This is a genomic window from Hypericibacter adhaerens, assembly GCF_008728835.1.
Lineage (GTDB): Bacteria > Pseudomonadota > Alphaproteobacteria > Dongiales > Dongiaceae > Hypericibacter > Hypericibacter adhaerens.
Window position 1 is genome coordinate 3395788 of record NZ_CP042582.1, and the last position, 25539, is coordinate 3421326.

General features: G+C 67.4%; 21 protein-coding genes. 12 read left to right on the plus strand and 9 right to left on the minus strand.

All coding sequences use genetic code 11. The annotated features are described in order from the left end of the window. Positions 1–2: 2 nt before the first annotated feature. A complete protein-coding gene (locus FRZ61_RS14965; protein ID WP_151118493.1) occupies positions 3–1340 on the minus strand; it encodes an ABC transporter substrate-binding protein in 1338 nt (445 codons plus the stop codon). Positions 1341–2177: 837 nt separating this feature from the next. Between FRZ61_RS14965 and FRZ61_RS14970 the strand changes: the two genes are divergently transcribed. Beyond that, positions 2178–4430, plus strand: a complete 2253-nt coding sequence (locus FRZ61_RS14970; protein ID WP_151118494.1) for a mechanosensitive ion channel domain-containing protein — start codon at positions 2178–2180, stop codon at positions 4428–4430. Positions 4431–4469: 39 nt separating this feature from the next. Here the strand turns inward: FRZ61_RS14970 and FRZ61_RS14975 are convergent, their stop codons facing one another. Beyond that, positions 4470–4655 (minus strand): hypothetical protein, encoded by a 186-nt coding sequence (locus tag FRZ61_RS14975; RefSeq protein ID WP_151118495.1) that lies wholly within the window; start codon positions 4653–4655, stop codon positions 4470–4472. A gap of 212 nt (positions 4656–4867) precedes the next feature. Between FRZ61_RS14975 and FRZ61_RS14980 the strand changes: the two genes are divergently transcribed. After that, positions 4868–5080, plus strand: coding sequence for a hypothetical protein (locus FRZ61_RS14980; protein ID WP_151118496.1), 213 nt, complete (start codon positions 4868–4870; stop codon positions 5078–5080). Positions 5081–5128: 48 nt separating this feature from the next. Here FRZ61_RS14980 and FRZ61_RS14985 read toward each other — a convergent pair whose 3' ends face one another. Then, positions 5129–6289 (minus strand): NADH:flavin oxidoreductase/NADH oxidase, encoded by a 1161-nt coding sequence (locus tag FRZ61_RS14985; protein WP_151118497.1) that lies wholly within the window; start codon positions 6287–6289, stop codon positions 5129–5131. Positions 6290–6538: 249 nt separating this feature from the next. Between FRZ61_RS14985 and pstS the strand changes: the two genes are divergently transcribed. The 5 genes from pstS to FRZ61_RS15010 all read left to right on the plus strand — a co-directional run bounded on the left by pstS (position 6539) and on the right by FRZ61_RS15010 (position 11763). Continuing rightward, on the plus strand, positions 6539–7597 hold the full coding sequence (gene pstS / locus FRZ61_RS14990) for a phosphate ABC transporter substrate-binding protein PstS (protein ID WP_151118498.1): 1059 nt from the start codon (positions 6539–6541) through the stop codon (positions 7595–7597). A gap of 97 nt (positions 7598–7694) precedes the next feature. After that, the gene (pstC, locus tag FRZ61_RS14995) at positions 7695–8690 is read left to right on the plus strand and encodes a phosphate ABC transporter permease subunit PstC (protein ID WP_151118499.1); all 996 of its coding nucleotides are present in this window, start codon (positions 7695–7697) and stop codon (positions 8688–8690) included. 3 nt (positions 8691–8693) lie between these two features. Then, positions 8694–9533: a phosphate ABC transporter permease PstA gene (gene pstA / locus FRZ61_RS15000; protein WP_151118500.1), complete on the plus strand. Its 840-nt coding sequence runs from the start codon at positions 8694–8696 to the stop codon at positions 9531–9533. 2 nt (positions 9534–9535) lie between these two features. Then, a complete protein-coding gene (gene pstB, locus FRZ61_RS15005) occupies positions 9536–10303 on the plus strand; it encodes a phosphate ABC transporter ATP-binding protein PstB (protein ID WP_151118501.1) in 768 nt (255 codons plus the stop codon). A gap of 500 nt (positions 10304–10803) precedes the next feature. Beyond that, a complete protein-coding gene (locus FRZ61_RS15010) occupies positions 10804–11763 on the plus strand; it encodes an IS110 family RNA-guided transposase (RefSeq protein WP_151115166.1) in 960 nt (319 codons plus the stop codon). Between the two features lie 226 nt (positions 11764–11989). Here the strand turns inward: FRZ61_RS15010 and FRZ61_RS15015 are convergent, their stop codons facing one another. Next, positions 11990–13378: a patatin-like phospholipase family protein gene (locus FRZ61_RS15015; protein ID WP_151118502.1), complete on the minus strand. Its 1389-nt coding sequence runs from the start codon at positions 13376–13378 to the stop codon at positions 11990–11992. Positions 13379–13528: 150 nt separating this feature from the next. Between FRZ61_RS15015 and FRZ61_RS15020 the strand changes: the two genes are divergently transcribed. The 4 genes from FRZ61_RS15020 to FRZ61_RS15035 all read left to right on the plus strand — a co-directional run bounded on the left by FRZ61_RS15020 (position 13529) and on the right by FRZ61_RS15035 (position 17766). Further along, positions 13529–14734, plus strand: a complete 1206-nt coding sequence (locus FRZ61_RS15020; RefSeq protein ID WP_151118503.1) for a Bcr/CflA family multidrug efflux MFS transporter — start codon at positions 13529–13531, stop codon at positions 14732–14734. Positions 14735–15141: 407 nt separating this feature from the next. Beyond that, positions 15142–15345, plus strand: coding sequence for a hypothetical protein (locus FRZ61_RS15025; RefSeq protein ID WP_151118504.1), 204 nt, complete (start codon positions 15142–15144; stop codon positions 15343–15345). 139 nt (positions 15346–15484) lie between these two features. Continuing rightward, positions 15485–16636: a C45 family autoproteolytic acyltransferase/hydolase gene (locus FRZ61_RS15030; protein WP_151118505.1), complete on the plus strand. Its 1152-nt coding sequence runs from the start codon at positions 15485–15487 to the stop codon at positions 16634–16636. Positions 16637–16683: 47 nt separating this feature from the next. Next, positions 16684–17766, plus strand: coding sequence for an NAD(P)/FAD-dependent oxidoreductase (locus FRZ61_RS15035; protein ID WP_151118506.1), 1083 nt, complete (start codon positions 16684–16686; stop codon positions 17764–17766). Here FRZ61_RS15035 and FRZ61_RS15040 read toward each other — a convergent pair. Continuing rightward, a complete protein-coding gene (locus FRZ61_RS15040) occupies positions 17763–18926 on the minus strand; it encodes a trans-sulfuration enzyme family protein (protein ID WP_151118507.1) in 1164 nt (387 codons plus the stop codon). The genes FRZ61_RS15035 and FRZ61_RS15040 overlap by 4 nt on opposite strands. 244 nt (positions 18927–19170) lie before the next feature. Next, the gene (locus FRZ61_RS15045; protein WP_151118508.1) at positions 19171–19860 is read right to left on the minus strand and encodes a glutathione S-transferase N-terminal domain-containing protein; all 690 of its coding nucleotides are present in this window, start codon (positions 19858–19860) and stop codon (positions 19171–19173) included. Positions 19861–20178: 318 nt separating this feature from the next. Between FRZ61_RS15045 and FRZ61_RS15050 the strand changes: the two genes are divergently transcribed. Continuing rightward, positions 20179–21321, plus strand: coding sequence for an MFS transporter (locus tag FRZ61_RS15050; protein ID WP_151118509.1), 1143 nt, complete (start codon positions 20179–20181; stop codon positions 21319–21321). On the opposite strand, the gene FRZ61_RS15055 is transcribed toward FRZ61_RS15050, so the two are convergent. The 3 genes from FRZ61_RS15055 to gatB form a co-directional block, all read right to left on the minus strand. Then, positions 21318–21788, minus strand: coding sequence for a hypothetical protein (locus FRZ61_RS15055; RefSeq protein WP_151118510.1), 471 nt, complete (start codon positions 21786–21788; stop codon positions 21318–21320). The two genes, FRZ61_RS15050 and FRZ61_RS15055, sit on opposite strands and share 4 nt — an antisense overlap. An 8-nt stretch (positions 21789–21796) precedes the next feature. Then, positions 21797–23821 (minus strand): bifunctional DedA family/phosphatase PAP2 family protein, encoded by a 2025-nt coding sequence (locus tag FRZ61_RS15060; RefSeq protein ID WP_151118511.1) that lies wholly within the window; start codon positions 23819–23821, stop codon positions 21797–21799. A 222-nt stretch (positions 23822–24043) separates the two neighbouring features. Further along, positions 24044–25534, minus strand: a complete 1491-nt coding sequence (gatB, locus tag FRZ61_RS15065) for an Asp-tRNA(Asn)/Glu-tRNA(Gln) amidotransferase subunit GatB (protein WP_151118512.1) — start codon at positions 25532–25534, stop codon at positions 24044–24046. Positions 25535–25539 lie beyond the last annotated feature (5 nt).

Genomic DNA, 25539 nt, shown 5'->3' on the forward strand with positions numbered 1-25539 from the left:
TGCTATTCGGTCAGCTTGCCGTCGTCGATGAAGACCTGTTTCCAGTCCTCGACCAGCTTGTCGAGCGCTTCCTGCGCCGTGCCCTTGTCGGCCACGACGAAGTCATGCACGCGCTTCTGCATCGACTGGAGGAGCTCGGCGTAGGTCGGCTCCTGCCAGAAGTCCTGGACATGGCTCATCGCCTTCAGGAAGTCGGCCGCGAACGGAGCCGACTGCGCGAAGTCGGGCGCTTCCAGCACCGCCTTGTGGCAGGAATAGCCGCCCAGGCTCCACCACTTCTTCTGCACGTCGGGCTGGGCGAACCACTTGATGTATTCGAGGGCCAGATCCTTCTTGTCGGAGTAGCTGACCACCGAGATGCCCTGGCCGCCGAGCGTCGAGGCCTCGACCTTCTCGCTCGGGTTGACGAAGAAGCCGGACTTGTCGCCGCCGACGTCCGGATCCTTGACGATGCCGGGGAAGAAGGCGAACCAGTTCATCTGCATCGCCACCTGGCCCGACTTGTAGGCGTCGAGATTGGCGGTCATGTAGGCGTCGGAATGGCCCGGCGGGACGCAGCACTTGTAGAGGGACTTGTAGAACTCGAGGGCCGCCACGGCGTCCTTGCTGTTGACGAACCCGTCCATGTGATAGGGCTTGTTGGGATCCTGATACTGGAAGCCCCAGGCATAGAGCGCCGCGGTCACGCCCATGGTGATGCCCTCGGAGCCGCGCTCCGTATAGATCGCCATGCCGTAGACCTTCTTGCCGTCGATCTCGCGGCCCTGGAAGAATTCGCCGACCTGCTTCAGCTCGTCCCAGGTCTTGGGCGGAGCCAGGTCGCGGCCGTATTTCGCCTTGAATTCCTTCTGCAGCTCAGGCCGTGCGAACCAGTCCTTGCGATAGACCCAACCCAGCGCGTCGCCCATCGCCGGCAGCGCCCAGTAGTTCGGCGATCCCTTGGGCCAGGTCGAATAGGCATAGACCGTGGCCGGCAGGAAGTCGTCCATCTTGATGCCGTTCTTGTCGAAGAAGTCGTTGAGCTTGACGTAGTGGCCGTAGGTGGCCGAGCCGCCGATCCACTGGCTGTCGCCGATCAGCAGGTCGCAGAGCTTGCCCTTGGAATTGAGCTCGTTGAGGAAGCGGTCGGCGAAATGCTCCCACGGCACGAACTCGAACTTCATCTGGATGCCGGTCTTGGCGGTGAAATCCTTCGACAGCTCGACCAGCGCATTGGCCGGATCCCAGGCCGCCCAGCAGAGCGTGATCTGCTTGTCCTCGGCTTGGGCATTGCCGGCGCCGATGCCCGCGATGCCGGCGGCGAGTGCCGCGGCCGCCAGGCATGTTTTCCAAAATCGCATAAGCGATCCTCCCCAGTTTGTGTGAAGGCCCGGCTTCTTAAGAGTCCAGGCCCGACGCAGTTTCGCGATCCGCTCGATCTTTTTCTTCTTCGGGCCCCGTCGGTCCACGGACGGTCGCTCAAGAACCCGCTTCGCTCTTGTTGAGCTTAGTGAACATATACTCAACTAAACTAAACATGGGTCAAGCCGGCAGTCTCGCGCTGCGAAGTTGCATTGCAGCATCGCCCTCCGGGGCCGATGGCGCAGGGGGCGGAGCAACGAGAGATCGCTGCGGCAGAGCGACAATTCCCGCTTGCGCGGGGTCGTTCCCGGGTTTGGCGCGCGCCGCATCGCCGGGCGCTGGATCGGGCACGGGGCAGGAGCGCTGCCCATTTTCGGTTGCAACCGGTCGCATGGTTCAAGGCCCCGCACAGGGCGGCATCGGCGGCTTATCCGCAAGCCCACGGGCGGGCCCCCCGAGTCGGCATCGGTTTCGTCTGCCGGCCCCGCCGCGGGCCCGCGGCATGACCAGAACGAAACGCTCGCCGGACCCGCCGCGAGGCTTCGGAAAGGCCCGGGAACCCGCAGCAATCGCTGGCGTTTTGCCACGGTTCGGCCACGGTCTCCGGGTTCCTTACGCGTGGCATCGCCCGAACCCAGGCACTAGACTCCGGACCTCGACCTGCCCGACATGGCATCGCTTGGAAAGACTCCGGGACCCGCCCGGACCGCCGCCGGAATTTCTTTGCTTCTCTGTTGGAGACGATTTTGCTGAACCGCCCGCGAGGATCCCTGGTCGACCGACCCGCCCGCCCCTCCTTCCGGTCGCTGGGCCGGATCGCCTGCCTTGTTCTGGCCTTGGGCGCCTGGCCTTTCTCAGCCCTCCAGGCGGCGGATGCCGGCAGCAGCACCGTCAGCGGCGGCGGCTCGAGCGACACCCCCACCGCGACCACGACCTCGACGACCGAAACCAGCCCTGCGCCCGCGACCGCACCCGACAGCGCGGTCTCGCGCGAGGACATCGATCACCTGATCCAGATCCTCCAGGACGACAAGGCGAGGGGCCAGCTGATCGAAGGGCTGCGCGCCGCCGTCGGCGAGGAACCGGCGGCAAAGACCGAAGCGCCCGAGCCCGAGCGGCCGGCGACCCGATTCCTGGTGTCGCTGGGCGACGCCGTCACCGATATCGGGCGCGCGGTCAGCCAGGCGGGCGACTTCGTCCGGGATTTCCCGCGCTTCTATCGGTGGGCGCAGCGCCGCCTTTCGGACCCCGACACCCGCGACCAGCTGCTGCTGGAGATCGGCCAGGTCGTGGTCATCCTGGCGGTGGGCGCGATCGTCGAGTTCGGCCTGCCGCTGCTCTATGCCGGCTGGCGCCGCCGGCTCGAGCGCGCCAGCCCCGCGACGATCCTGCGCCGGATCCCGCTGGCGGTGGGGAACACCCTGCTGCGGCTGGTGCCGATCATCGGCTTCTGGGTCGCGGCCATGGCCATGGTCGCGGCGTTCCGCCCGGACCCGCTGGCGGTGCTGATCGCGGTCGCCCTTATCAATGCGCATGTGGTGACCGCCTTCCTGAGCCTGATCCCCTACTTCGTGCTGGCGCCGACGGCGCCCGGCCTGCGCTTCGCCAAGCTGCCGAGTCCGGCGGCACGCAGCCTCTACCGCACGATCTCGACCATCATCGCGGTGGGAGCCTTCGGCTATTTCGCGGCGATCGCGATGGGTGCCGCCGGCCTGCCGCCGCATATCTACGAATTCCTTCTGGACGTGCTGGGCGTGGTGGTCGCCGGTCTCCTGGCGCTGCGCGTCTGGCAGGCGCGCCCGCGCAACAGCATCGCCGCGATCGAAGCCGCGGAGCCCGCCTCGCAAACCGCCGTCCAGCGCAGCCGCTACTGGGTCGAGGCCGTCTGGCACTGGCCCGTCCTGGCTTATATCGCCTTCGCGCTCCTGGTCTGGCTGATCCGCGGCGGCAACGGCGTCCTGTTCCTCGCCCGCGCGACGGCGAGCACCGCCTTCATCGTGGCGCTCATCGCCGTCGTCCTGCTGGGCGTCCGCCAGCTTCGCAGCCGGCTCGAGGTCCGCACCGGCCGGATCCACCAGCAGAACGCCTCCTTCGGCGGGCGCGTGAAGCTCTATGTGCGCCTGGTCATGTGGCTGATCCTGGCCGCGGTCGCGGTGATCGCCATCCTCGCCGTCGCCGAGACCTGGGGCGTCCCCATCCTGCGCTGGCTGGCGGCGATCGGCGGCGAGAGGATCATCGGCAGCCTGATCTCGATCGCGATCATCACCGCCGTCGGCCTCGTCCTGTGGGAGCTCATCAATTTCGGGATGGAGCGGCTCATCCGGCCCGACGACCATACGCTCGAAGGCCTCAGGAAGGCCGCCCGGCTGCGCACGCTCCTGCCGCTCTTCCGCCAGGTCAGCTTCGGCGTGCTGGCGCTCTTCGTGGTGCTGATCAGCCTGTCGGAGATCGGGATCGATATCGGACCCCTGATCGCCGGCGCCGGTGCCGTCGGCGTCGCCGTCGGCTTCGGCGCGCAGGCCATGGTCAAGGACATGCTGGGCGGCGTCTCGGCGCTGGTCCAGGACACGATGGCGGTGGGCGACGTGATCAATGTCGCCGGCAAGGGCGGCGTCGTGGAATGGATGTCGCTCCGCTCGATCCGCCTGCGCGATTTCGACGGCACGGTCCACACCATCCCCTTCAGCGAGATCTCGATCGTCAGCAACTCGACCAAGGATTTCGCCTATGCCGTGTTCCGCGTGAACGTGGCTTACGACGCCGATATCGGCGAGGTGCAGAAGATCATCGCGGAGATCGTCAAGCGCATGCGCGAGGACCCCGCCTTCAAGGCCAAGATCTGGAGCGATGTCGAGATGCTGGGCGTGGACAGCTTCGGCGATCTCGCCGTCACCGTGCTGGCCCGCGTCAAGGTCGGGCCCGGCCAGCAATGGGATGTGACCCGCCGCTTCCAGCGGCTCCTCAAGGAGGAGTTCGACAAGGACAACATCGCCATGCGGTCGCCCGCGCGTAGCATCTCGCTGCCGCCGCCGGGGCAGCCCACATCCGAAAGCCCCTCGCCCGAGGGCGAGGCGCCTGCGCCGGCATGAGAGGAGCGGGAACCGGAAGGCCGGTCCGGCGCTTCTCCGCTACATGACGGTACCGCCGCTCAAGACCGGCAGCACCCGCGCCACGATCCCGGCGAGACAGACCAGCACGATCAGGATCTTCAAGAGATTGCCGAGACGCCCGTCTCGGACGAAGCGATCGACCACCCAGAACAGGATGGCGCCGATGACGACGATGATCAGAATATTGATGACCAGCAAAATCATGAATCCCTCCTCGAGCGGCGCGCGTTCCCCTTCTCGCCAGCAGCCTCACCCGAAACCGCCGGGAACCGCGTCAGCCCGTTGAAACGTTGGCAAGACCGAGGGAGTTCCCGTGCCGTCAGGGCCGGATACGACGGGAGGCTCGCCCGCAGACCCAACTTGGCACCGCCAGTATCCGCTTCGTCATCCGCAATCGCCACTGGGGAGATTGTCTCATGCGTCTCGTCGCCGTCCTGTTGATCGCCGCCGGCATCCTCGCGCTTGCCTATGGCGGCTTCACCTACACCAAGAAGACGCATGAGGCGCAGATCGGCGGCCTCGAGCTCTCGGTCCAGGAGAAGGAGACCGTCGATGTGCCGATGTGGGCCGGCGTCGCCGCGATCGTCGGCGGCGCCGTGCTGCTGCTTCTGGGTGCGAAACGGCGCTGAGGCTCCGAGGGGCGGCCTTCGGGGATCAGCGCCCCGGCCGCGCGGCCGTCATTGCGCGGCCCGGGCGAGCTGCGCTTCGGCCGCGGCGAGCAGCGGATCGGGAGCGGCCCCCGCCTCCTCCGTGACCTGGCGCCAGCGCGGCGCCACCGCATAGCCGGTCGGCAGCGGCAGGTCGAGCGTGGCGCCGAGTGCCGTCGCGGCATGCCAGGGCCAGCGCGGGTCGTCGAGCATGGCCCGCGCCAGCGCCACGAAATCCGCATGGCCCGCCGCCAGGATCGCCTCGGCCGATTGCGGCCGCGAGATCAGCCCGACCGCCATGGTGGGCAGCCCGACCTCCTTCTTGACGCGTGCGGCGAAGGGCAACTGATAGCCGGGCCGGAAGTCGATCTGCTGATCGGCGGCGACGCCGCCGCTGGAGACATCGAGGAAATCGCAGCCCTCGCGCTTCAAGGCCTGGCCCAGCGCCACGGCATCCTCGATCGTGGCCCCGCCCTCGCGCCAATCCGAACCGTTGATCCGGGCCCCGACGGGAATCCCGTCCGGCACGGCCGCGCGCACGGCGGCGAGGATCTCCGCTTGCAGCCGGGTCCGGTTCTCGATCCCGCCGCCATAGGCGTCGGTCCGCCGGTTCGTCAGGGGCGAGAGGAAGGAGCTCATCAGGTAGCCATGCGCCATGTGGAGCTCGATCGCCTCGAAGCCGGCGCGGACGGCCCGCTTCGCCGCGGCGACGAAGGCCGCCTTGATGCGGGCGATCCCGGCCGCATCGAGCGGCTGGGGTGCCGGCCGCTTGTCGTCGAAGGGAATGGCGCTCGGGCCGACCGTGGCCCAGCCGCCCTCGGCCGGGGTCAAGGGCCGGCTGCCTTCCCAGGGCCGGGAGATCGAGGCCTTGCGCCCGGCATGGGCGAGCTGGATGCCGATCCGGGTGGCGCCGGCCTGGGACTTGAAGCTCTCCAGGATCAACCGGAAGGCCCGCTCGGATTCGTCCGAATAGAGCCCCGGGCAACCGGGGGTGATCCGGCCGACCGGCTCCACCGCCGTGGCCTCGACGAACACCAGCCCCGCCCGGGAGAGGGCGAACTGCCCCAGATGCAACCGGTGCCACTCGGTCGGAACCCCCTCGACGGCGCTGTATTGGCACATGGGCGAGACGACGATTCGGTTCGCGAGCGCGAGGCCGCGAAGCCGGGTGGCGGCGAAGAGATGGGGCACGGGGGAGGGGTCCTTTATGGGGGGAAGTTCAGGTTGGAAAGCCGGCGAACCTGGCCCGGTAAATGGCGGCGCTTTGCCGATTTATCAACAGCCTGCCTGGTGGGTCCGGGAGCGCTGTCACATAACTTTCATCGAACCACAATAAATTCAAACGGCTTCATGGCGTCTGGTGCGCCGGCCAGGTCGCGGCGGGGGCGAGTGGGTCTTGGTGTTCGCGGCAGATGGCGTCCTAACCAACGAGAGGTTTCCATGAAATTGTCTGTGAAAGCCCTGGGGCTCGCAGCGGCCGGCGTCGTGGCGGCTGGCATCCTCACCGCGGTCTCGGCGGCCGAGATTTCCGGCGCCGGCGCGACCTTTCCTTACCCCATCTACGCGAAATGGGCCGACGCCTACAAGCAGGTCAGCGGCAACAGCCTGAACTACCAGTCGATCGGCTCGGGCGGCGGCATCAAGCAGATCAGCGCCAACACCGTGACCTTCGGCGCCTCGGACAAGCCGCTGACCCCCGAAGAGCTCGACAAGGCGGGGCTGGCCCAGTTCCCGACCGTCATGGGCGGCGTGGTTCCGGTGGTCAACCTGTCCGGCATCAACCCGGGCGATCTGGTTCTCGACGGTCCGACCCTCGCCGACATCTTCCTCGGCAAGATCAGCCAGTGGGACGACGCCGCGATCAAGAAGCTCAACCCGAGCCTCTCCCTGCCCTCCCAGGCGATCGCCATCGTCCACCGTTCCGACGGATCGGGCACCACCTTCATCTTCACCAACTACCTCTCGAAGCTCAGCAAGGAATGGGCCGACAGCGTCGGCTCCAACACCGCCGTCCAGTGGCCGGCCGGCATCGGCGCCAAGGGCAATGAGGGCGTCGCCGCCAATGTCGGGCAGACCGCAGGCTCGATCGGCTATGTCGAGTATGCCTACGCCAAGCAGAACAAGCTGACCTTCACGAAGATGGTCAACCATGAGGGCCAGACCGTCAGCCCGACGGCCGACGCCTTCACCGCAGCGGCTTCCGGCGCCGACTGGTCCCATGCGAAGGGCTTCTACATGATCCTGACGGATCAGCCGGGCGCCCAGAGCTGGCCGATCACAGCAGCGACCTTCATCCTGATGCAGCGCCGTCCGAGCGATCAGACCGCCTCGATCGAGGCCCTCAAGTTCTTCGACTGGGCCTATGCCAACGGCGACCAGATGGCGACGGATCTCGACTACATACCGATGCCCGACAGCGTCGTTAAGCTGATCCACGACTACTGGAAAGAGAGCATCAAGGGCTCGACCGGCTCGCCGATCTACAGCGGCAGCATGTAAGCAGGACCTCTCGACGCAGCGTCACCGAAACAGGGGCGGGGAGGTCGCGACAACCATGGCCTCCTCGCCGCCTGCCCATAATCGGGATCACGCATTCATGACCGAAGCCGCGATGCCAGAATCCGTCGCTACGCCGACCCTCGACACCGGCCGACTCGCGGCGGCCCGCCGCTTTTCGCGGAATGACCGCTTCTTCTTCCGCCTGACGCAGACTTGCGCCTTCGCTGTGCTGGCCATCCTTGCCGGCGTCATGATCTCGCTCGCCTTCGGCGCGGCGCCGGCATTGTCGGAGTTCGGGCTGGGCTTCCTCTGGACCGACTCCTGGAACCCGGTCACCGGGAAGTTCGGTGCGGTCGCGCCGATCTACGGCACGGTGATCACCTCGGCCATCGCCATGGTCATCGCGGTGCCCGTCGGCCTCGGCATCGCGACCTTTCTCACGGAGCTCTGCCCCCAGGTGCTCCGCCGCCCGATCGGCATCGCCATCGAGCTTCTGGCTGGCGTCCCCAGCATCATCTACGGCATCTGGGGCTTGTTCGTCCTGGCGCCGATCCTGCAGCGGACGCTCCAGCCCTGGCTGATCGGCATCTTTCACGACATTCCGTTGCTCAATGCCCTCTTCGCCGGTCCGCCTTACGGCATCGGCATCCTCACGGCGGGCATCATTCTCGCCATCATGGTCCTGCCCTTCATCAGCTCGATCACGCGCGACGTGTTCGAGGCCGTACCGCCGATGCTGAAGGAATCGGCCTACGGCCTCGGTTGCACGCGGCGCGAGGTGATCTGGAAGGTGGTGCTGCCCTATGCCCGCGTCGGCGTGACCGGCGGCGTCATGCTGGCGCTCGGCCGCGCGCTGGGCGAGACCATGGCCGTCACTTTCGTCATCGGCAACGCGCACCGCATCAGCGCCTCGATCCTGGCGCCGGGCACCACGATCTCCGCCTCGATCGCCAACGAGTTCACCGAGGCGGTCGAGGACATCTATACCTCGTCCCTGATCGCGCTGGGCCTCATCCTGTTCATCATCACCTTCCTCGTGCTGGCGGCGGCCCGCTACATGCTGCTGCGGATCGAGAAGAAGTCGGGAGGCTGACCCATGGACGCTCGTCTCTATGGCATCCGCCGGGTGCGCAACCGGCTCTTCCTCGCCTTCTGCATGACTGCCACCGGCATCGGGCTCGCCTGCCTGGCGATCATTCTCATCACGCTCCTCTATCAGGGCTTCAGCGGCCTCGACTTGAGCGTCTTCACCGAGGGCACGCCGCCCCCGGGCTCCGAGGGCGGACTTCAGAACGCCATCCTGGGCAGCCTCGTGATGACGGTCCTGGCGGTCATCTTCGGCACGCCGCTGGGCATCATGGCCGGCACCTACCTCGCCGAATACGGGCGCTACGCCAAGCTCTCGACCGTCATCCGTTTCATCAACGACATCCTGCTCAGCGCGCCGTCGATCGTCGTCGGCCTCTTCGTCTACGAGGTCGTCGTCAAGCAGATGGGCCACTTCTCCGCCTGGGCCGGTGCCATCGCGCTGGCGATCATCGTGATTCCGGTGGTGGTCCGCACCACCGAGAACATGCTGCGGCTGATCCCGGACTCGCTGCGCGAGGCGGCGACCGCCGTCGGCGCGCCGCGCTGGACCATGATCTCGAAGGTCGCCTACAAGGCAGCGCAAGCCGGCATCGTCACCGGCATCCTGCTGGCGATCGCGCGCATCAGCGGCGAGACGGCGCCCCTGCTTTTCACGGCGCTGAACAACCAGTTCTGGAGCAACAACTTCAACTCGCCGATGGCGAGCCTGCCGGTCACCATCTTCCAGTTCGCCATGAGCCCCTACGAGGAATGGCAGCAGCTGGCCTGGGTCGGCGCGCTTCTCATCACGATCGCCGTGCTGGGCCTCAGCGTCCTGGCGCGCGTCCTCGGCACGAAAGGGAAATAGGAATGGCCTCGGCATCTCCGGTAAAGGTCGCCATCAACAACCTGTCCTTCTATTACGGCGACTCGAAGGCGCTGAAAGGGATCAATCTTCCCATTCACGAGCGGGAAGTCACCGCCTTCATCGGCCCGTCCGGCTGCGGCAAGTCCACCCTGCTGCGGATCCTCAACCGCATCTACGAGATGTATCCCAAGCAGCGCGCCGAGGGCGAGGTGCTGCTGGACGGCGAGAACATCCTCGACCGCAAGATCGACATCAATCTCCTGCGCGCGCGGGTCGGCATGGTGTTCCAGAAGCCGACGCCTTTCCCCATGACGGTCTATGACAACATCGCCTTCGGCATCCGGCTCTACGAGAAGCTGCCGAAGTCGGAGATGGACGACCGCGTCGAGCACGCGCTGCGCCACGCCGCGATCTGGGACGAGGTCAAGGACAAGCTGCACCGGACCGGCCTGGGCCTGTCGGGCGGCCAGCAGCAGCGCCTCTGCATCGCCCGCACCGTGGCGACCAAGCCGGAGGTGATCCTGCTGGACGAACCCTGCTCGGCCCTCGACCCCATCTCGACGGCGAAGATCGAGGAACTGATCGAGCAGCTCAAGGTCGACTACACGATCGCGATCGTCACCCACAACCTGCAGCAGGCCTCTCGCGTGTCCCAGTACACCGCTTTCATGTTCCTGGGCGAGCTGATCGAGTTCGGCGAGACCGAAACGGTCTTCACCAAGCCCAAGCAGAAGAAGACCGAGGAATACATCACCGGCCGGTTTGGGTGATGCCCTCCGTTGGCTGAGCCGGCGAGGAACCAAGCCAGTCCTTCTCACCATCATCCCCGCGAAAGAGCGCGTGAAGAAATCGAGAGCACCACGCAAGGGCGTAGCAAACACTCAAGCCCCCTCCCCTTGCGGGAGGGGGTTGGGGGGAGGGGTGCCACGGACGCAGCTGGGGGCATCCCTGCGATCAATCACCGCTCTGGAGGCAGAAGGCCCAGACAGGGCGCCAAGCGAGCGAGCCCGAGCAGATCAGGCTCCGCTTATTTGCCAGGATCTCGCACGGCATCGCCCCTCCCCCTACCCCCTTGTATGAGCGAGATGTGAGAGCATGGAGCGTGGTCCGGGCCGGGGTGGCCACCCCGGCCCGGACTGTCGGTTGTCGGATCGACACCCTCGAAGTCTTCTGGACTGCGCGGGAGCGGGATCGCAGCCGACCCTTCATCGGACCCGGATGGTTGCAAGAACACCCTGGTTCGGATCAACGCAAGGTGGGGTCGACGAAGATGAGCAAGTCTATCACGGAAACGGCGGGTATCGACGTGTCGAAGCGCAAGCTCGATGTGGCGTTGGCCGCTGGGCCGGACCGGCTGCAGGCCAGCAACGATCCGGCGGGATACCAGCAGATCGAGAGCTGGCTGCGCGAGCATGGGGTCGAGCGGGTCGGGTTGGAGGCGAGCGGCCATTACGAGGCGGCGGTGGCGGCGCATCTTCGCCGGGTGGGGTTTTGCGTCGTGCTGCTCGATCCGGCTCAGGTGAAAGGCTTTCGGCGGTTCAAGAAGAAGCGAGCCAAGAACGACAAGATCGATGCTCGCCTGATCGCGGTGGCGACGGCGGACATGGAGCCCGACAGCATCCGCCCGGCGCCCGATGAACGTTTGGCGCCGTGGGCCGAGCATCTCACCCTGATCGAGCAGATCGGCGAGGATATCAGCCGGCTGAAGACCCGGCGCGATCGCTACAGCCTGCCGGCGCACAAACGCTATCTCGAGACTGAGATCACCCGCCTGTCCAGGCGCCGCGACAGGGAAATCGTCCGGCTGCTGGCCAAGCTCCGCCGTCACCCCGACCTGGCTCTCAAGCTGGATCTGCTGGAGAGCATCCCCGGCCTGGGCCCGCTCACCGCCCTCAGCTTCGTCCTGCGCATGCCCGAGCTCGGCCGCATGACCCGTGCCGAGGCCGCCGCCCTGGTTGGTGTCGCTCCCTTCGACGATGAAAGTGGCGAGCATACCGGTGAGCGCCATATCGCCGGCGGCAGAAAACGGCTCCGACGCAGCATCTACCAGGCCGCCTTCTCTGCCTCTCAGCGCTGGAACCCCATCCTCCTGGCCCTCTACAAGCGCCTTATCGCAAAGGGCAAGCACCACAAGGTCGCCACCGTCGCTTGCGCCAGGAAGCTAGTTGAGATCGCCAACGCTATCCTCGCCAGGGCTACTCCCTGGCAGGATAAAGCCGTCACTCCATGATCCCCGCACGATCATGGTTGCTCCCGCAAGGGGAGGGGGCGAGAGAGTTCTTTGGCATCGCCGATTCCTTCACACGCTCGAAAGCGGGGATCCACCTTTCAACTGACGCCGCTGGATCGAGTTGGACCCCCGCTGGAGTTTACGCTTGGGCCGGCCTACGGCCGGGCCCGGGCGCGGGGGGTGACGGGGTTGGTTACGCCCGCCCCGAGCGTTTGGCGCGCGCGTTCTACGGCCCCAGGCTCTGCCGGAAGGCCGCGAGCTCGGGCGAGTTCTTGACCTCCGTGGCGCCGACCTCGACCAGCTCGTCCACGTCCGGGTCGGGAATGGTGAGCCCTGTGGGAATGGCGGCGAGCCGGGCGCGCAGCGCGGGATCGCCGATCTCCTGCAGCGAGAGATGGATGAAGTAGCTCTCGACATCCTCGCAAGCGTGGCCATCGATCACGGCCCCCTCCTCGCATCGAACCTGGCGGAGCGCCGTGGCCAGCTTCTGGAGCTGGTCCCGTGCTAGCAGGGCGGTCTCGAAGTTGTAGCTGTCGATCTGCGTGCCGGACACGGCGCTGAAGATCTGGCCGATGCTGCTGACCGTGCGCTGGGTGGGCCAGCTCGTGTCGCGGCTCGCCTGGCCGTCGACGCTGATCAGCACCACCCGGCGGACCTTGTCGAGCCCGGCAAAACGGATGCGTTGCGCGTCGTCCGCATAGGCCAGGATGGAATTGATGATGCCGCGCATCGCCAGGTTGTCGGCGATGCCGCCATCCATCAGGTGGATGTATTTGGTGTTCTTGCCGTCGAGATAGAGCCGGGCGAACTGGGCCCGGTAATATTCGCGCGAATTGACGTCCTTGGCCTCGGCGCGCGTCACCCAGCGCGGAACCCAGCCCTTGCAATCCTCGGCGTGGTTCTCGAGCGTGATCGGCGTGAAGAGGATCGGGAATCCGTTCGAGGCCGCGACCGCGCGCGCCAGCGGGAACTTGGCCAGATCCGAGCAGATCAGGTCGAACTGATCCTGGTCGAACGGGAACACCGTGCCGAAATTGATGTCGGTGGCGTCGATCGAGACCAGCGGCCGGCCCTGTCGGATCAGGTCGGCGTAGGTGGCGCCGTGGAACATCAGGTTGTCGTAGACCTTCTCCATCTGATCGTTGGTGCCGTAGAGCGGGTTGACCCACCATTCCCAGTTCCAGGGCAGCAGATACATGCCGTAGATGTAGCTCTCGAGATCGACGCGCAGGAAATCCTTCTCGAAATCGCTGAAGATCTTGTCGCGGTAGAGGCCGTAATAGGCGGCGGGGAAGCTGCCGCCCGAGACCGCCGTCATGAGATCGACCTCGTCCAGCAGGCGGCGCTGGCGGCCATCGATATCGATCGTCAGGTCGCGCAGGCCCGTCAGCACGCCGTAGCCGAAGGCGGCCGACCGCTTGCCGCCGCCCGAGAAGGCGAGGGCCACGAAAATGTCGGGCGCGTTGTCGCCCAGGGGCATGGCTCCGAACCGGTAGCCCTTGCCGAGATCCGGCCCGGCCGTCGCGACATCGGCTTTCGGCGGCAACGGCTTGTTCATCGTTACCGTCGAGCAGGCCGCCAGCAGCAGAAAGAGGCCGATCAACCCCAGGCGCATGGGGACGATTATGCCTGCGGGGCGGCGGTTCCCCAACCGGTCCTTTGCGCCGCCACCGCTTGCACCCGGCCGGTCCCGCGCCGGGTTTTCTTTGCAGGCGCATGGCGGGCCCGCTAGGGTCCGCAGGCCTCTATTGCCCGCGATTCATCCATGAGCCTCCGCCGCACCTCCCATCTCGAGCTGGTCATCATCCTGGGCGCGCTCACCGCCTTCGCGCCGCTCGCGATCGACATGTATCTGCCCTCCCTGCCCACGCTGGAGCGCGCCTTCGCCGCCAGCACGGCCGAGGTGCAGCGGACGCTGGCGAGCTTCTTCCTGGGCTTCGCCCTGGGCCAGGCCCTCTACGGCCCGGCCGCCGACCGGTTCGGCCGCAAGCCGCCGCTCTATGCCGGGCTGGCGCTATTCGCGCTCGCCTCCTTGGCTTGCGCCCTGGCGCAGTCGGTCGAGGCGCTGACCGCGCTGCGCTTCTTCCAGGCCGTCGGCGCCTGCTCCGGCGCCGTGATCGCCCGCGCCATGGTGCGCGACCTGTTCGAGCCGCAGGAGACCGCGCGGATCTATTCCGCGCTGATGCTGGTGATGGGCGTGGCGCCGATCCTGGCGCCGCTCCTCGGCGGCTATCTGCTGCTCTGGTTCGGCTGGGAGGCCATCTTCGGGCTGCTGACGGCCCTCGCCCTCCTGTCGCTGGCGGCGGTGGCCTTCCGGCTGCCGGAGACCCACGACAAGGCCCACATCCGCCCCCTGGCGCTGGGTGACGTGCTGGCGCGCTATGCGGGGCTCCTGGCCGATCGCCACTTCATGGGCTACGCGCTCTCGGGCGGCATGAATGCCGCCGGCATGTTCGCCTATATCGCGGGCTCGCCCTTCGTCTTCATCGAGCTCTACCGGGTGGCGCCGGAACATTACGGCTGGATCTTCGGCAGCAACGCCGCCGGCCTGATCCTCGCCTCGCAGATCAATGGCCGCATCGTCCATCGCTTCGGCGCCGACAGGATCCTGCGCTTCGGCAACCTGCTGCAGACGGTCGCCGCCTGGGCGCTCGTCGCGACCGCGGCGACGGGCGGGGGCGGCCTCCTGGGAATCGCGATCCCGCTCTTCGTCTATGTGGGCTGCGTCGGCATCGTCAGCCCGAACGCGATCGCGCTGGCGATGGCGCCCCAGGGTGCCCAGGCCGGCAGCGCCTCGGCGCTGGTGGGGACGCTGCAATTCTCGATCGCGGCCCTCGCGGCCACGGCCGTGGGCGCCATTCACCAGACGAGCGCGCTGCCGATGGCGATCATCATCGCGATCTGCGGCACGCTGGGGCTGATCCTCCATCGCTGGCTGATCGGCGGCATCAAATCGCCGCCGGCCGCGTGAAGACAACGGCCCCTTCTTCCTATCCCGGATTGCATGAAAAGGCGGAAATTCTGTCGCCGCTGTGATCCCGCCGCATCACGCCGTGTGCAGCCGCTGCCTCGCACCCATGGGGAGCCCTGCTCATGTTTCTGCCGAATGGCGAATCCCCCCGACTCTACAGTTCCTTTGCTCTGTTTCTTTCTTAATCACGTTAAGCAAGATCGCGGCGCCGATCTCGCGCCGAAGCCGCGCGAATCCTCGTTCGCCCCGGCTCCGGTAAGGCGGCATTAATCGCAATCCTTCACGGAATCCTGTGGATAACCAGATTCGATTCATTTCTTCTTAAAAATGGAGGCGCAATTGTGGTTTCCACGACGCAGGTAAGTGTCGTTATGGCCCCGAACGATCCAGGTAGGATGGAGGAAACCATGTCGCTCTCGAAACGCTCCGTTGAGACGTTGCTCGATCTGGTGGAAATCAAGCTCAGCTGCATTGAAGTGTTCGACCGCGAAGACCAGCGTGAACGCCACTCGCTGGAAGCCGCTCGCAAGGAACTGACGGCCCTGATCCCGCAGCGCGGCGCTGCGAAAGCCTCGGCCGCCGCCCGTCCCGAGATGCGCGCGCAGCACTAAGACCACCCGACATTGCCGGCCCGGCTCCCCGGGCAGGCCTTCCGTCAGGCCCGCCGGCCCCGTTGCCGGCGGCCCTCCGACCCGCCTACTCTCCCCTCGGCGCACCACGCGGTTCGCGGACGGGAATGAGGGACAGGTCATGGCCAGGCTGGCTGTTGCGGAAATCGGCGGTTCGGCGCGCGAGCGCGGCCGCCAGCATGGGCGCCAGCTCAAGGCGCTGGTGCGCGAGCGCGACCGGCGCTGGCGGGCCGAGATCGAAGCCTTCATGGCCATGCCCGCCGACCGGTTCATCGGCCGGTTCCTGGCCGAGACTCGGTTCGTCGCCGCCATCGAGCGCCACGCGCCCGATCTCCTCGAGGAGGTCCGCGGCATCGCCGAAGGCGCCGAGCTTCCCGAGGACGCCCTCCTCGCCGCCCAGTTCATGGACGAGGAATGGTGGTACTCGGTGCAGCTCAAGCAGCGGCGCGAGGCTGCCGGAACCGCGCATCACTGCAGCGGCATTGCCAGCCTGACGCCCGGCGGCGGCGCCCTCCTGGCGCAGAACATGGATCTGGCGCGCTGGAGCGACGGGCTGCAGGCCCTGCTCCTGATCCGGGACATCGCGCCCGGCCTGGACGCCTATGTCCTGACCATGGCCGGCATGATCGGCCTGTGCGGCGTCAACAGCGCGGGCCTCGCCGTCACGGTCAACACGCTGGGCGACCTCAACAGCGCCAGCGACGGCCTGCCGGTCGCCTTCGTCTCGCGCACGCTCCTGGCCCGGACCGGCTATGACGAGGCCGCGCGTTTCCTCGGCGAGATCCGGCACGCCTCGGGGCAGAACTACATCCTGTCGGACGGCCGCCAGCTCGGCGATTTCGAGTGCTCGACCGACCATGCCGTGGCCTTCACGCCCCAGGACGCGGCGCCAGGCTGCCTCTGGCATACCAACCACGCCCTGGCGAACCGGGACCTGCTGCCGCCCTCGGCCTCCGAAGAGGCGGCGCGGTTCCGCCGCAACACGCGCCAGCGCCTGGCGGCGCTCGAGACCCGGCTGAAAGGTCGCGCGGCCCCCTTCGAACAGGCGGTGATCCGCGAGACCCTCGCCTCGCAGGACGACCCGGACAATCCGGTCTCGGTCACCACGGAGAACGCCGACCGGCGCCGGAGCGGCTTCTTCACCTTCGCCAGCGTGATCTGGGAAATCGGCCCCGAGATCCGGGCGCATGTGGCACCGGGCGCGCCGTCGCAGTTTCCCTATGAGAGCTTCCGCCTCGAGCGATCGGCGACCCGTCGCGCCGTGGCGGAGTGACCTGATGCCGCTCGAGCCGGCGACGACCGCAATCCGATAAAACCCCGATGACCACAGCAAAGCCGAGGACGATCGTCATCGGCGCCGGCATCGTCGGCGCCTCGGTCGCCTATCACCTGGCCCGGCGCGGCGCGCCGGTGACGCTGATCGACAAGGGCAAGCCCGCCGGTGCGGTGACCGGCAAGGCCTTCGCCTGGATCAACGTCGCGCACGGCCTTCCGGAACCCTACTCGCAGCTGCGGCATCTCGCGGTCCAGGATTGGCGCCGGCTGGAACAGGAGCTGGAGCGCCCGCTGCCGATCGACTGGTGCGGTGCCCTCACCTGGAACCGCGATCCGGCCGACACCGAGCGTCTGGTGCGCGAGCATGCGGCCTGGGGCTACGATATCCGCCTGGTCGAAAGGCCCGAGATCGCGCGGCTCGAGCCCAACCTGACCGAGCCGCCCGCCATCGCCGCCTTCGCCGCGAGCGAAGCCGCGGTCGATCCCGTGGCCGCGACGACGATCCTGGCCGATGCCGCGCGGCGCGCCGGCGCCGAGCTCCGCCTGGAGACGGAGGTGATCGCGCTCGCCGCCGAGAGCGGCAAGATTTCAGGCATTCGGACGCGCGACGGTATCGTCAGCGCCGATCGCGTGGTGATCGCCGCCGGCATCGAGGCGCCGGCCCTGTGCCGCACGATCGACCTCGCCCTACCGGTGGAGACCTCGCCGGCCCTGCTCCTGCGCTTCAAGACGGCGGGGCGCCTCGTCAACCGCATCCTCACCGGCCCTGTGATGGAAGTGCGGCAGGCTTCGCCCGTCCAGCTGCTCGCTGCCGAGGACTATGTCGACGCCGCGGGCGAGAACGGCCCCGAAGCCATCGCGCAGCGCACGCTCGCGGCCGTCCGCCGGCATCTGCGCGCTGCGGAAGGCACCACGCTGGAAAGCGTCTCGGTCGGGCTGCGCCCGATGCCGGCCGACGGCCTGCCGATCGTCGGCGCCGGCGGCGTCGAGGGACTCTATCTCGCCGTCATGCATGCCGGCGTGACGCTGGCGCCCCTCGTCGGGCGGCTGGCGGCGAGCGAGATCCTCGACGGGGTCGAGGTGAGGATGCTGGAGAGCTGCCGGCTCGCGCGTTTCTCGCGGGCTTAGAGAGCCTGCAGCGCCTGCTCGAGATCCTCGATCAGATCGCCGGGTTCCTCGAGCCCGACCGAGAGGCGCAGCAGGTCCTTCTGCACCGGGCTGCTGGGTCCCTCGACCGAGGCGCGATGCTCCAGCAGGCTCTCGGTGCCGCCGAGCGAGGTCGCGCGCACCCAGAGATGGCAGCGGGCGGCCACCTTGAGCGCCCCTTCCGCGCCGCCCTTGACGCGCAGGGAGAGCATCGCGCCGAAACCGCCTTCCATCTGGCGCGCGGCCACGGCATGGCCGGGATGGCGCTCGAGCCCGGGATAGAGCACCTCGACCAGCTTCGGATGCCCGTCGAAATGCCGCGCGATCTCGAGCGCCGAGACCGACGCGTGGCGCACGCGCACGAAGAGCGTGCGCATGCCGCGCAGCAGGAGCCAGGCCTCGAACGCGCCCAGCACCGCGCCGCCGCTGCCGCGCAGCGCCAGGATGCGCTGCCAATGATCGTCCTGTCGCGCCGCCACCAGCGCACCCGCGAGCAGATCGGTATGGCCGTTGAGGTATTTCGTCGCCGAATGCATCACGAAATCGGCCCCGAGCGCGAGCGGCCGGGTCAGGACCGGCGTCGGCACGGTGTTGTCGACCGCGAGCTTGGCCCCGGCGCGCCGCGCGATGGCGGCGACCCCCGCGATGTCCGTCACGCCCCAATCCGGGTTGGCCGGGGTCTCGATCCAGATCAACTTGGTGCGGCCGGGCTGCACCGCGGAGGCGACCGCCTCCAGCACCGTGCTGTCGACGAGATCGACGGCGAGCCCCCAGCGGCGCCCCTCGCCCGTCAGCCAGTCGCGCAGGCCCCAATACATCGAGCGCGGCGCCACCACATGGTCGCCGGGCGAGAGCGACTGGAACAACGTCACCGCCGAGGCCATGCCCGAGGCGAAGAGTGCGGCGGCTTCCCCGCCTTCGAGCGCGGCCAGGAGCTGCTCCGGCTGCTCCAGCGTCGGGTTGTTCGGTCGCGCATAAGAGCGGCCGCCGATCAGCTCGTAGCTCTCGTCGCGCGCATAGGTCGTCGCGTTGTGGATCGGCGGCACCACGGCGCCGGTCTCGGCATCGATCCAGCCGAGGCCTTGGGCCGCGATGGTCTGCGGATGGAGATTGGTGCGGGGCGTGGGAGGTTTCTTGCTCATGGCGCCGCATCCTAGCCCCGGAAGCAGGCGAGCGTCACGCGGGGCACCTCCCCCGCACCGCATCACTGATCCCCTCCCCCCTTGTGGGGGAGGCTGGGGTGGGGGTGGCCATACCCTCAATGAAAGCCATGCTCACGCGATAGAGTGATCGCTCAAGATCGCGTTCTTCACCCCCACCGTAACCTCCCCCCAAGGGAGGAGGGGATAAAAGCGAGCGGTGGATGGGCAGGTTCAAACGATCGCTTCACCGCCGCTGATACTGCGTGGCGCCGAAAAGCATTTCCTTGGCCTTGGCATCCATCTCGGCGCGCTGGGATTCGCTCAGCACCTTGACCGCCTTGGCCACGGCCGGGCGCGCCTCGATCTGCTCGAACCAGCGCTTGGTGTTGGGATAGTCGGCAAGCTGCACGCCCTGGCGCTCCCAGGAACGCAGCCAGGGCCAGATCGCCATGTCGGCGATCGAGTATTCGCCGGCGACATAGGCGTGGGTTGCGAGGCGCCTGTCGAGCACGCCGTAGAGCCGCTTGGCCTCGTTGGTGTAGCGGTTGATCGCGTAGGGGATCTGCTCCGGCGCGTAGCCGCGGAAGTGATGCACCTGGCCCAGCATCGGCCCGATGCTGCCCATCTGGAACATCAGCCATTCCAGCGTCTCGTAGCGGCCGCGCGGCGTCTTGGGCAGGAACTTGCCGGTCTTCTCGGCGAGATAGATCAGGATGGCGCCGGATTCGAAGACCGAGATCGGCCGCCCGTCGGGGCCTTCGGTGTCGATGATCGCCGGGATCTTGTTGTTGGGGCTGAAGGCGAGGAACTCGGGCTTGAACTGATCGCCGCGCCCGATATCGACGCCATGCACGTTGTAGGGAAGCCCGGTCTCCTCCAGCATGATGTGGATCTTGTGGCCGTTCGGCGTGGCCCAGCTGTAAAGCTCGATCATCGGTGAGATCCTCGGATTGAATGACGGGCCCGGTCGCGGCCCCTTGCCTGCGTAATTAGGCAATTCCGCCGGGGCCGGCAACGCACTCGTCGGTAACCGCGCTGGCAGAAAGGTTGTTCCGCCAGAGGGTTACCGGCTGCGGCGGTGGCGTGCCGGTGCCCTCCCCAAAGCCACCGCCGAAGGCGGCGATACCGGCCGAAAGCCGCCGGATTCCGCTGCCGGCGCGGAATATGACACCGGTATGACAGGGCGTTGGGAGGGCGGTAAGGTGGCCCCCGCGCCCGCCCTCTGCCCTGGCATCAGGCCTCCCGACCCTCCATGCGCGCTGTTCTCCTGGCCACCGCACCGCTCCTGATCGGGGTCGCGCTGATCATGGCCGGCAACGGGCTTCAGGGATCGCTGCTCGCCCTGCGGGCGACCCTCGAAGGGTTCCCGGCCTCGGTCACCGGCATCATCATGTCGGGCTATTACGCGGGCTTCCTGTTCGGCTCCCAGCTGACGCCCCGGATCGTCGAGCGGGTCGGCCATGTCCGGGTGTTCGCGGCGCTCGCGGCGCTGGCCAGCATGGCGATCCTGATCCAGGCGGTCTTCGTCTATTGGGAGAGCTGGACCCTGTTCCGGGCCCTCACCGGCTTCTGCTATTCGGGCCTCTATGTCGTGATCGAGAGCTGGCTCAACGACCGGGCCGCCAACGAGAACCGGGGACGCCTGCTCGCCTTCTATACCGTGATCCAGGCCGCCGCGATCGCCAGCGGCCAGCTCATGCTCAATCTCGACGATCCCGCCGGCTTCCAGCTCTTCACCCTGGTCGCGATCCTGATCTCCGCCTCGGTCCTGCCGGTGCTGCTGGTGAGCGCGCCGATGCCGCGTTTCGGCGAATCGCGCAAGCTCTCGCTGCGCACGCTCTACCGCCTCTCGCCGCTGGGCATGATCGGCACGCTCGGCGCCGGCGTCACCTTGAGCGGCTTCTCCGGCATGGGCGCCGTCTATGCCCGGACGATCGGCTTCTCGGTCTCGGAGGTCTCGCTCTATATGGCGCTCGCCGTCATCGGCAGCGCGATCTTCCCCTGGCCGCTCGGCTGGCTGGCCGACCGTTTCGACCGGCGGCGCGTGATCACCGTGCTGACGACGGCCCTGGCGCTCCTCTGCGTCGCCGGCCTCTATCTCGCCGAAATCTCGCGCCCCGGCCTGCTCGCGGTCGTGTTCCTCTATGGCGGGCTCAGCATGCCGATCTATTCGCTTTCGGTCGCGCATGCGAACGACCGGCTCGAGCCCGACCAGATGGTGGCCGCGAGCTCGAGCCTGATGCTGGCCTATGGCCTGGGCGCGATCCTGGGACCGCTCACGGTCGGCCAGGCGATGGTGCATCTGGGACCGCCCGGCTACTTCATCTATCTCGCCTCGGCCCATGTCCTGATCGGGCTCTTTGCCGTCTGGCGCATGATCCGGCGGCCGAGCTAGGCGCTTCCGCCTCGCCGGCCAAGAAGGTCGCGAAATGCCGCGACAGTCGCACGGAGACCACCGACGTTGGTGTGGTCAAAGACGGTGCACTGGAGAACGATCGGCAAGCGCCGCCCCTTCACGCTGATGGCCATCAGGATCCATCGGCTCGGGCGCAACACGAAGATGCGCGACTTCAGGATTGCATCTTCTGCCAGCACGATCCGGTCGAGCGGGCGCGTGATCTCGATCGATCCATTCTTCACGCTCACACGTGCAATCACGCAGCAGAACTGGCATGCAAACCAGGTTGCGCCCAGCACGACGACAAGCGAAGCCATGGGAACGCTCGCGGTATAATCCAAAATGGCGTTGTACCCGACGATGCAGAAAACGGCCCCAATGGGGAGCAGCAACAGACCCGCTCCCGCCCGCAAGATGGGTATCGAGCTTTCTGTTATGATGATTTCTCTGGCCGGTCCGCTCATCGCAAGCCTCAAGGACCGGGGGTCTCCAGCAGCAGCATCCGACCGTCCCAGCCTTGTGCCGCGCTCGGCTTGCCATGCGGCGCCAGCCGGCCCGCCTGCAGGGTCTGTGCCAGCGTATCGCGCGCGGCGTCGAAGCTGCCCTGCATCCGGTTGAGGGTGATCAGCTTCAGGAGCCGGCGCGGCTGCTGCGCGGCGACCGTTCCCACCAGCACCGGCAGGGTCCGGCCGTTCCCGTCGCGGATCGCAAGGGCTGTCGGCCAGAGGCGCAGCACGAGACGAGAGCCGTCGGGACGCGGCAGCAGCCGGATCAGCACGGGCGGACGGCCATCGTCGAGGCGCGGCAGGACGGGCAGCGCCTCGGGTCCGGGATCGGGCAGGAGCCAGGCGAGCAGGCTGGACACGCTCCAGCGCACGGGCTCGCGCCAGCCGGCCTTCTCGAGCTCGAGGGCGATCGCATGCGGAGGACCGACCCAGGCGACGGTGAAGGGCTCCTCATATTTCCCTTTGAGGTCGACGCGGCGTTCCGCGAGCGCGTTCCAGCCGTCCTGGCGCCAGTCCTCGAGCGACATCGCCTCGGTCTGCTGGCGCACCGCAAAGAGCGCCATGTCCTGCCTGTGGCTGCGATCGATATGGAAGGCGCCGATGCCGATGAGCGCCGCCATCGCCGCGATCGCCAGCCCCCGGCTGTGGATGCGTTCCGGACGATGATGCAGATAGACCGTGCCCAGGAGCGTCAGCCAGGCGGCACCGAAGGCGAGGCCGGCGCTCACGTCCGAGAACCAGTGGGCGCCGAGATAGAGGCGCGAGATCGCGATCAGGCTGACGAAGGCGACGATGAGCGCGACGAAGAGGCGCCGGCCGAGCGGCCCCATCTCGCGCGTCGCCAGGAAGGCGAGGAAGCCCCACATCACGATATTGACCGTGGCATGGCCGCTCGGGAAGGAGAGGGCGCTCCAGCCGCTATAGAGATCGGCGACCGGGCGCGGCCGGTAGAGCGTGAGCTTGAGGCCGGTGTTGAAGAGCGAGCCCAGCGCCACCGCCGCCAGCCAGTAGAGCGCGGTGTGCCAGGCGCGCTGCGACAGGAGCCACAAGAGAACCGCCAGGGTGACGCCGATCACGACGATCGGATCGCCGAGCTCCGTCACCGCCACCATGAATCCGTCGGCCCAGGGCAGACGCAGGGATTGCAGCAGCCCGTAGATCGCGGAATCGGCCCGCACCAGGGGCTCGCCCTCGACCACCCCTTCCAGCAGCGCGAAGAACAGCCACAGCGCCGCGACCAGCAGGATCACGGCGGCGACCAGGCCGCGGAACTCGCGCTCGTTGGGCTCGAGCAGCGAGCGCAGCAGGCGCCGCGGCCAGCTCTCGCCGCGCAGCGCCCAGGCGTCGAGGCGGGCCAGATGGCGGTCGAGCCAGGGCAGGCCGATGCGCAAGACCAGGCGCACCAGCGCCAGCGCCAGCAGCAGCAGCCCGACCATGAGCGCGATGAAGATGAGGAGCCGGCCCGCCACCGCGCCGGCCAGCGTGAGCGAGGCGCCGACCGCCACACCCGGCAGGATATGGGCGAGCGCCCAGAGCGCCGCCGCCACGGTCACCGTGGGATAGAAGCGCAAAGGCGGCATCTTGAGGATGCCGGCGAAAAGCGGCACGAACGCTCGTGTCGCCGGCAGGAACCGGCCGAGCAGCACGCTGGTGCCGCCATGGCGGGCGAAGAAGCGCTCGGCCTCGTCGATCAGGCGCGGATAATGGTTGAAGGGCCAGCGGGTGACGATCGAGCGGCCGTAATGGCGCCCGATGTTGTAGGCGACGGTGTCGCCGACGACGGCGCCGAGGATGACCCATCCGCAAAGCGGCCCGAGCCGGATCGCGTCGGTCGCGACCAGCGCGCCCGTCGCCACGATCAGCGTCGAGCCGGGAATGACCGCGCCGACGACCGGCAGCGCCTCCGCCATCGCCGCCAGGAATCCCAGGCCATAGGCCAGGGCCGGGTTGGCCGCGAAGAAGTCGAGGAAGCCGCGGAGATAGTCAAGCATCGCGGCCTAACCCGATGCGAACGTTTCGCTGGCTTCGCGTTCTTCCCCTCCCCCCTTGAGGGGGAGGCTGGGGGGGGGGTGGCCACAAGTTCGTTGCAAGCCGGCACTCGCGTGATGAAAGGCTGCTTCAGCATCGTGTTCGACGATCACCCCCCACCCTAACCTCCCCCTCAAGGGGGGAGGAGATTGGAGCGTCGCGCGCATCGGCGCTGTCGGGCAGGCTCAGCCCGCGAGCTTCTTCTTCAGGAGCTCGTTCAGCAGGGCGGGGTTGGCCTTGCCGCCCATGGCCTTCATCACCTGGCCGACGAAGAAGCCCAGCAGCTTGTCCTTGCCGGAACGGTATTCGGCGACCTTGTCGGCCTGCTCGGCCATGATCTTGTCGATCGCGGCCTCGATGGCGCCGGTGTCGGTCACCTGGCGCAGACCCTTCTCCTCGACGATCGCCTTGGCGCCCTTGCCGCTCTCGACCATGGCCTGGAACACGTCCTTGGCGATGCGGCCCGAGATCGTGTTGTCGGCGATGAGATCGACCAGCTCGCCGAGCGCTGCCGCCGAGACCGGCGATTCCTCGATTCCCTTGTTCAGCCGGTTGAGCGCGCCGAAGAGCTCGGAGATCACCCAGTTGGCCGCGAGCTTGGGATCGCGGGCCCCCGCCTTCCCGCCAGCCACCACCGTCTCGTAGAAGGCCGCCGTCTCGCGCTCGCCCACCAGCACGCCGGCGTCGTAAGACGAAAGGCCGTAGGCCTTGATGAAGCGCGCCTTCTTGGCATCGGGCAGCTCCGGCAAGGTCGCCTTGATGCTCTCGACCCAGGCCGCGTCGAGCTCGAGCGGCAGCAGATCGGGATCCGGGAAATAGCGGTAGTCGTGGGCATGCTCCTTGCTGCGCATCGAGCGCGTGATACCCTTGGCCGAATCGAAGAGCCGCGTCTCCTGCTTGACCGTGCCGCCGTCTTCCACCAGCTCGATCTGCCGGCGCGCCTCGTACTCGATCGCCTGCTGCACGAAGCGGATCGAGTTGACGTTCTTGATCTCGCAGCGCGTGCCCAGCTCTCCGCCCGGCTTGCGCACGGAGACGTTGACGTCGCAGCGGAAGCTGCCCTCGTCCATGTTGCCGTCGCAGGTGCCGAGATAGCGCAGGATCGAGCGCAGCTTCTTGAGATAGGCCGCGGCCTCCTCCGAGGAGCGCATGTCCGGCTCCGAGACGATCTCCATCAGCGCCACGCCGGCGCGGTTGAGATCGACATAGGTCTTCTTCGGATGCTGGTCATGCAGGCTCTTGCCCGCATCCTGCTCGAGATGGAGACGCGTGATGCCGACCTCGCGCGAGCGCCCGTCGGGCAGGTCGAGGATGATCGTGCCCTTGCCCACGATCGGCTGCAGATACTGCGAGATCTGATAGCCGGCCGGCAGATCGGCATAGAAGTAGTTCTTGCGGTCGAACACCGAGCGCAGGTTGATCTGGGCGTGGAGGCCGAGCCCCGTGCGCACCGCCTGCTCGACGCAATAGCCGTTGATCACCGGCAGCATGCCGGGGAAAGCGGCGTCGACCAGGCTCACCTGCGTGTTGGGCTCGGCGCCGAAGGCGGTGGCCGCGCCCGAGAACAGCTTCGAGTTCGAGATCACCTGCGCATGGACCTCGAGGCCCAGCACGATCTCCCAGGGGCCGGTACGGCCCTGGACCAGGTTGCCCTCGTTCGGGATGGCATCGTTCATGGTCG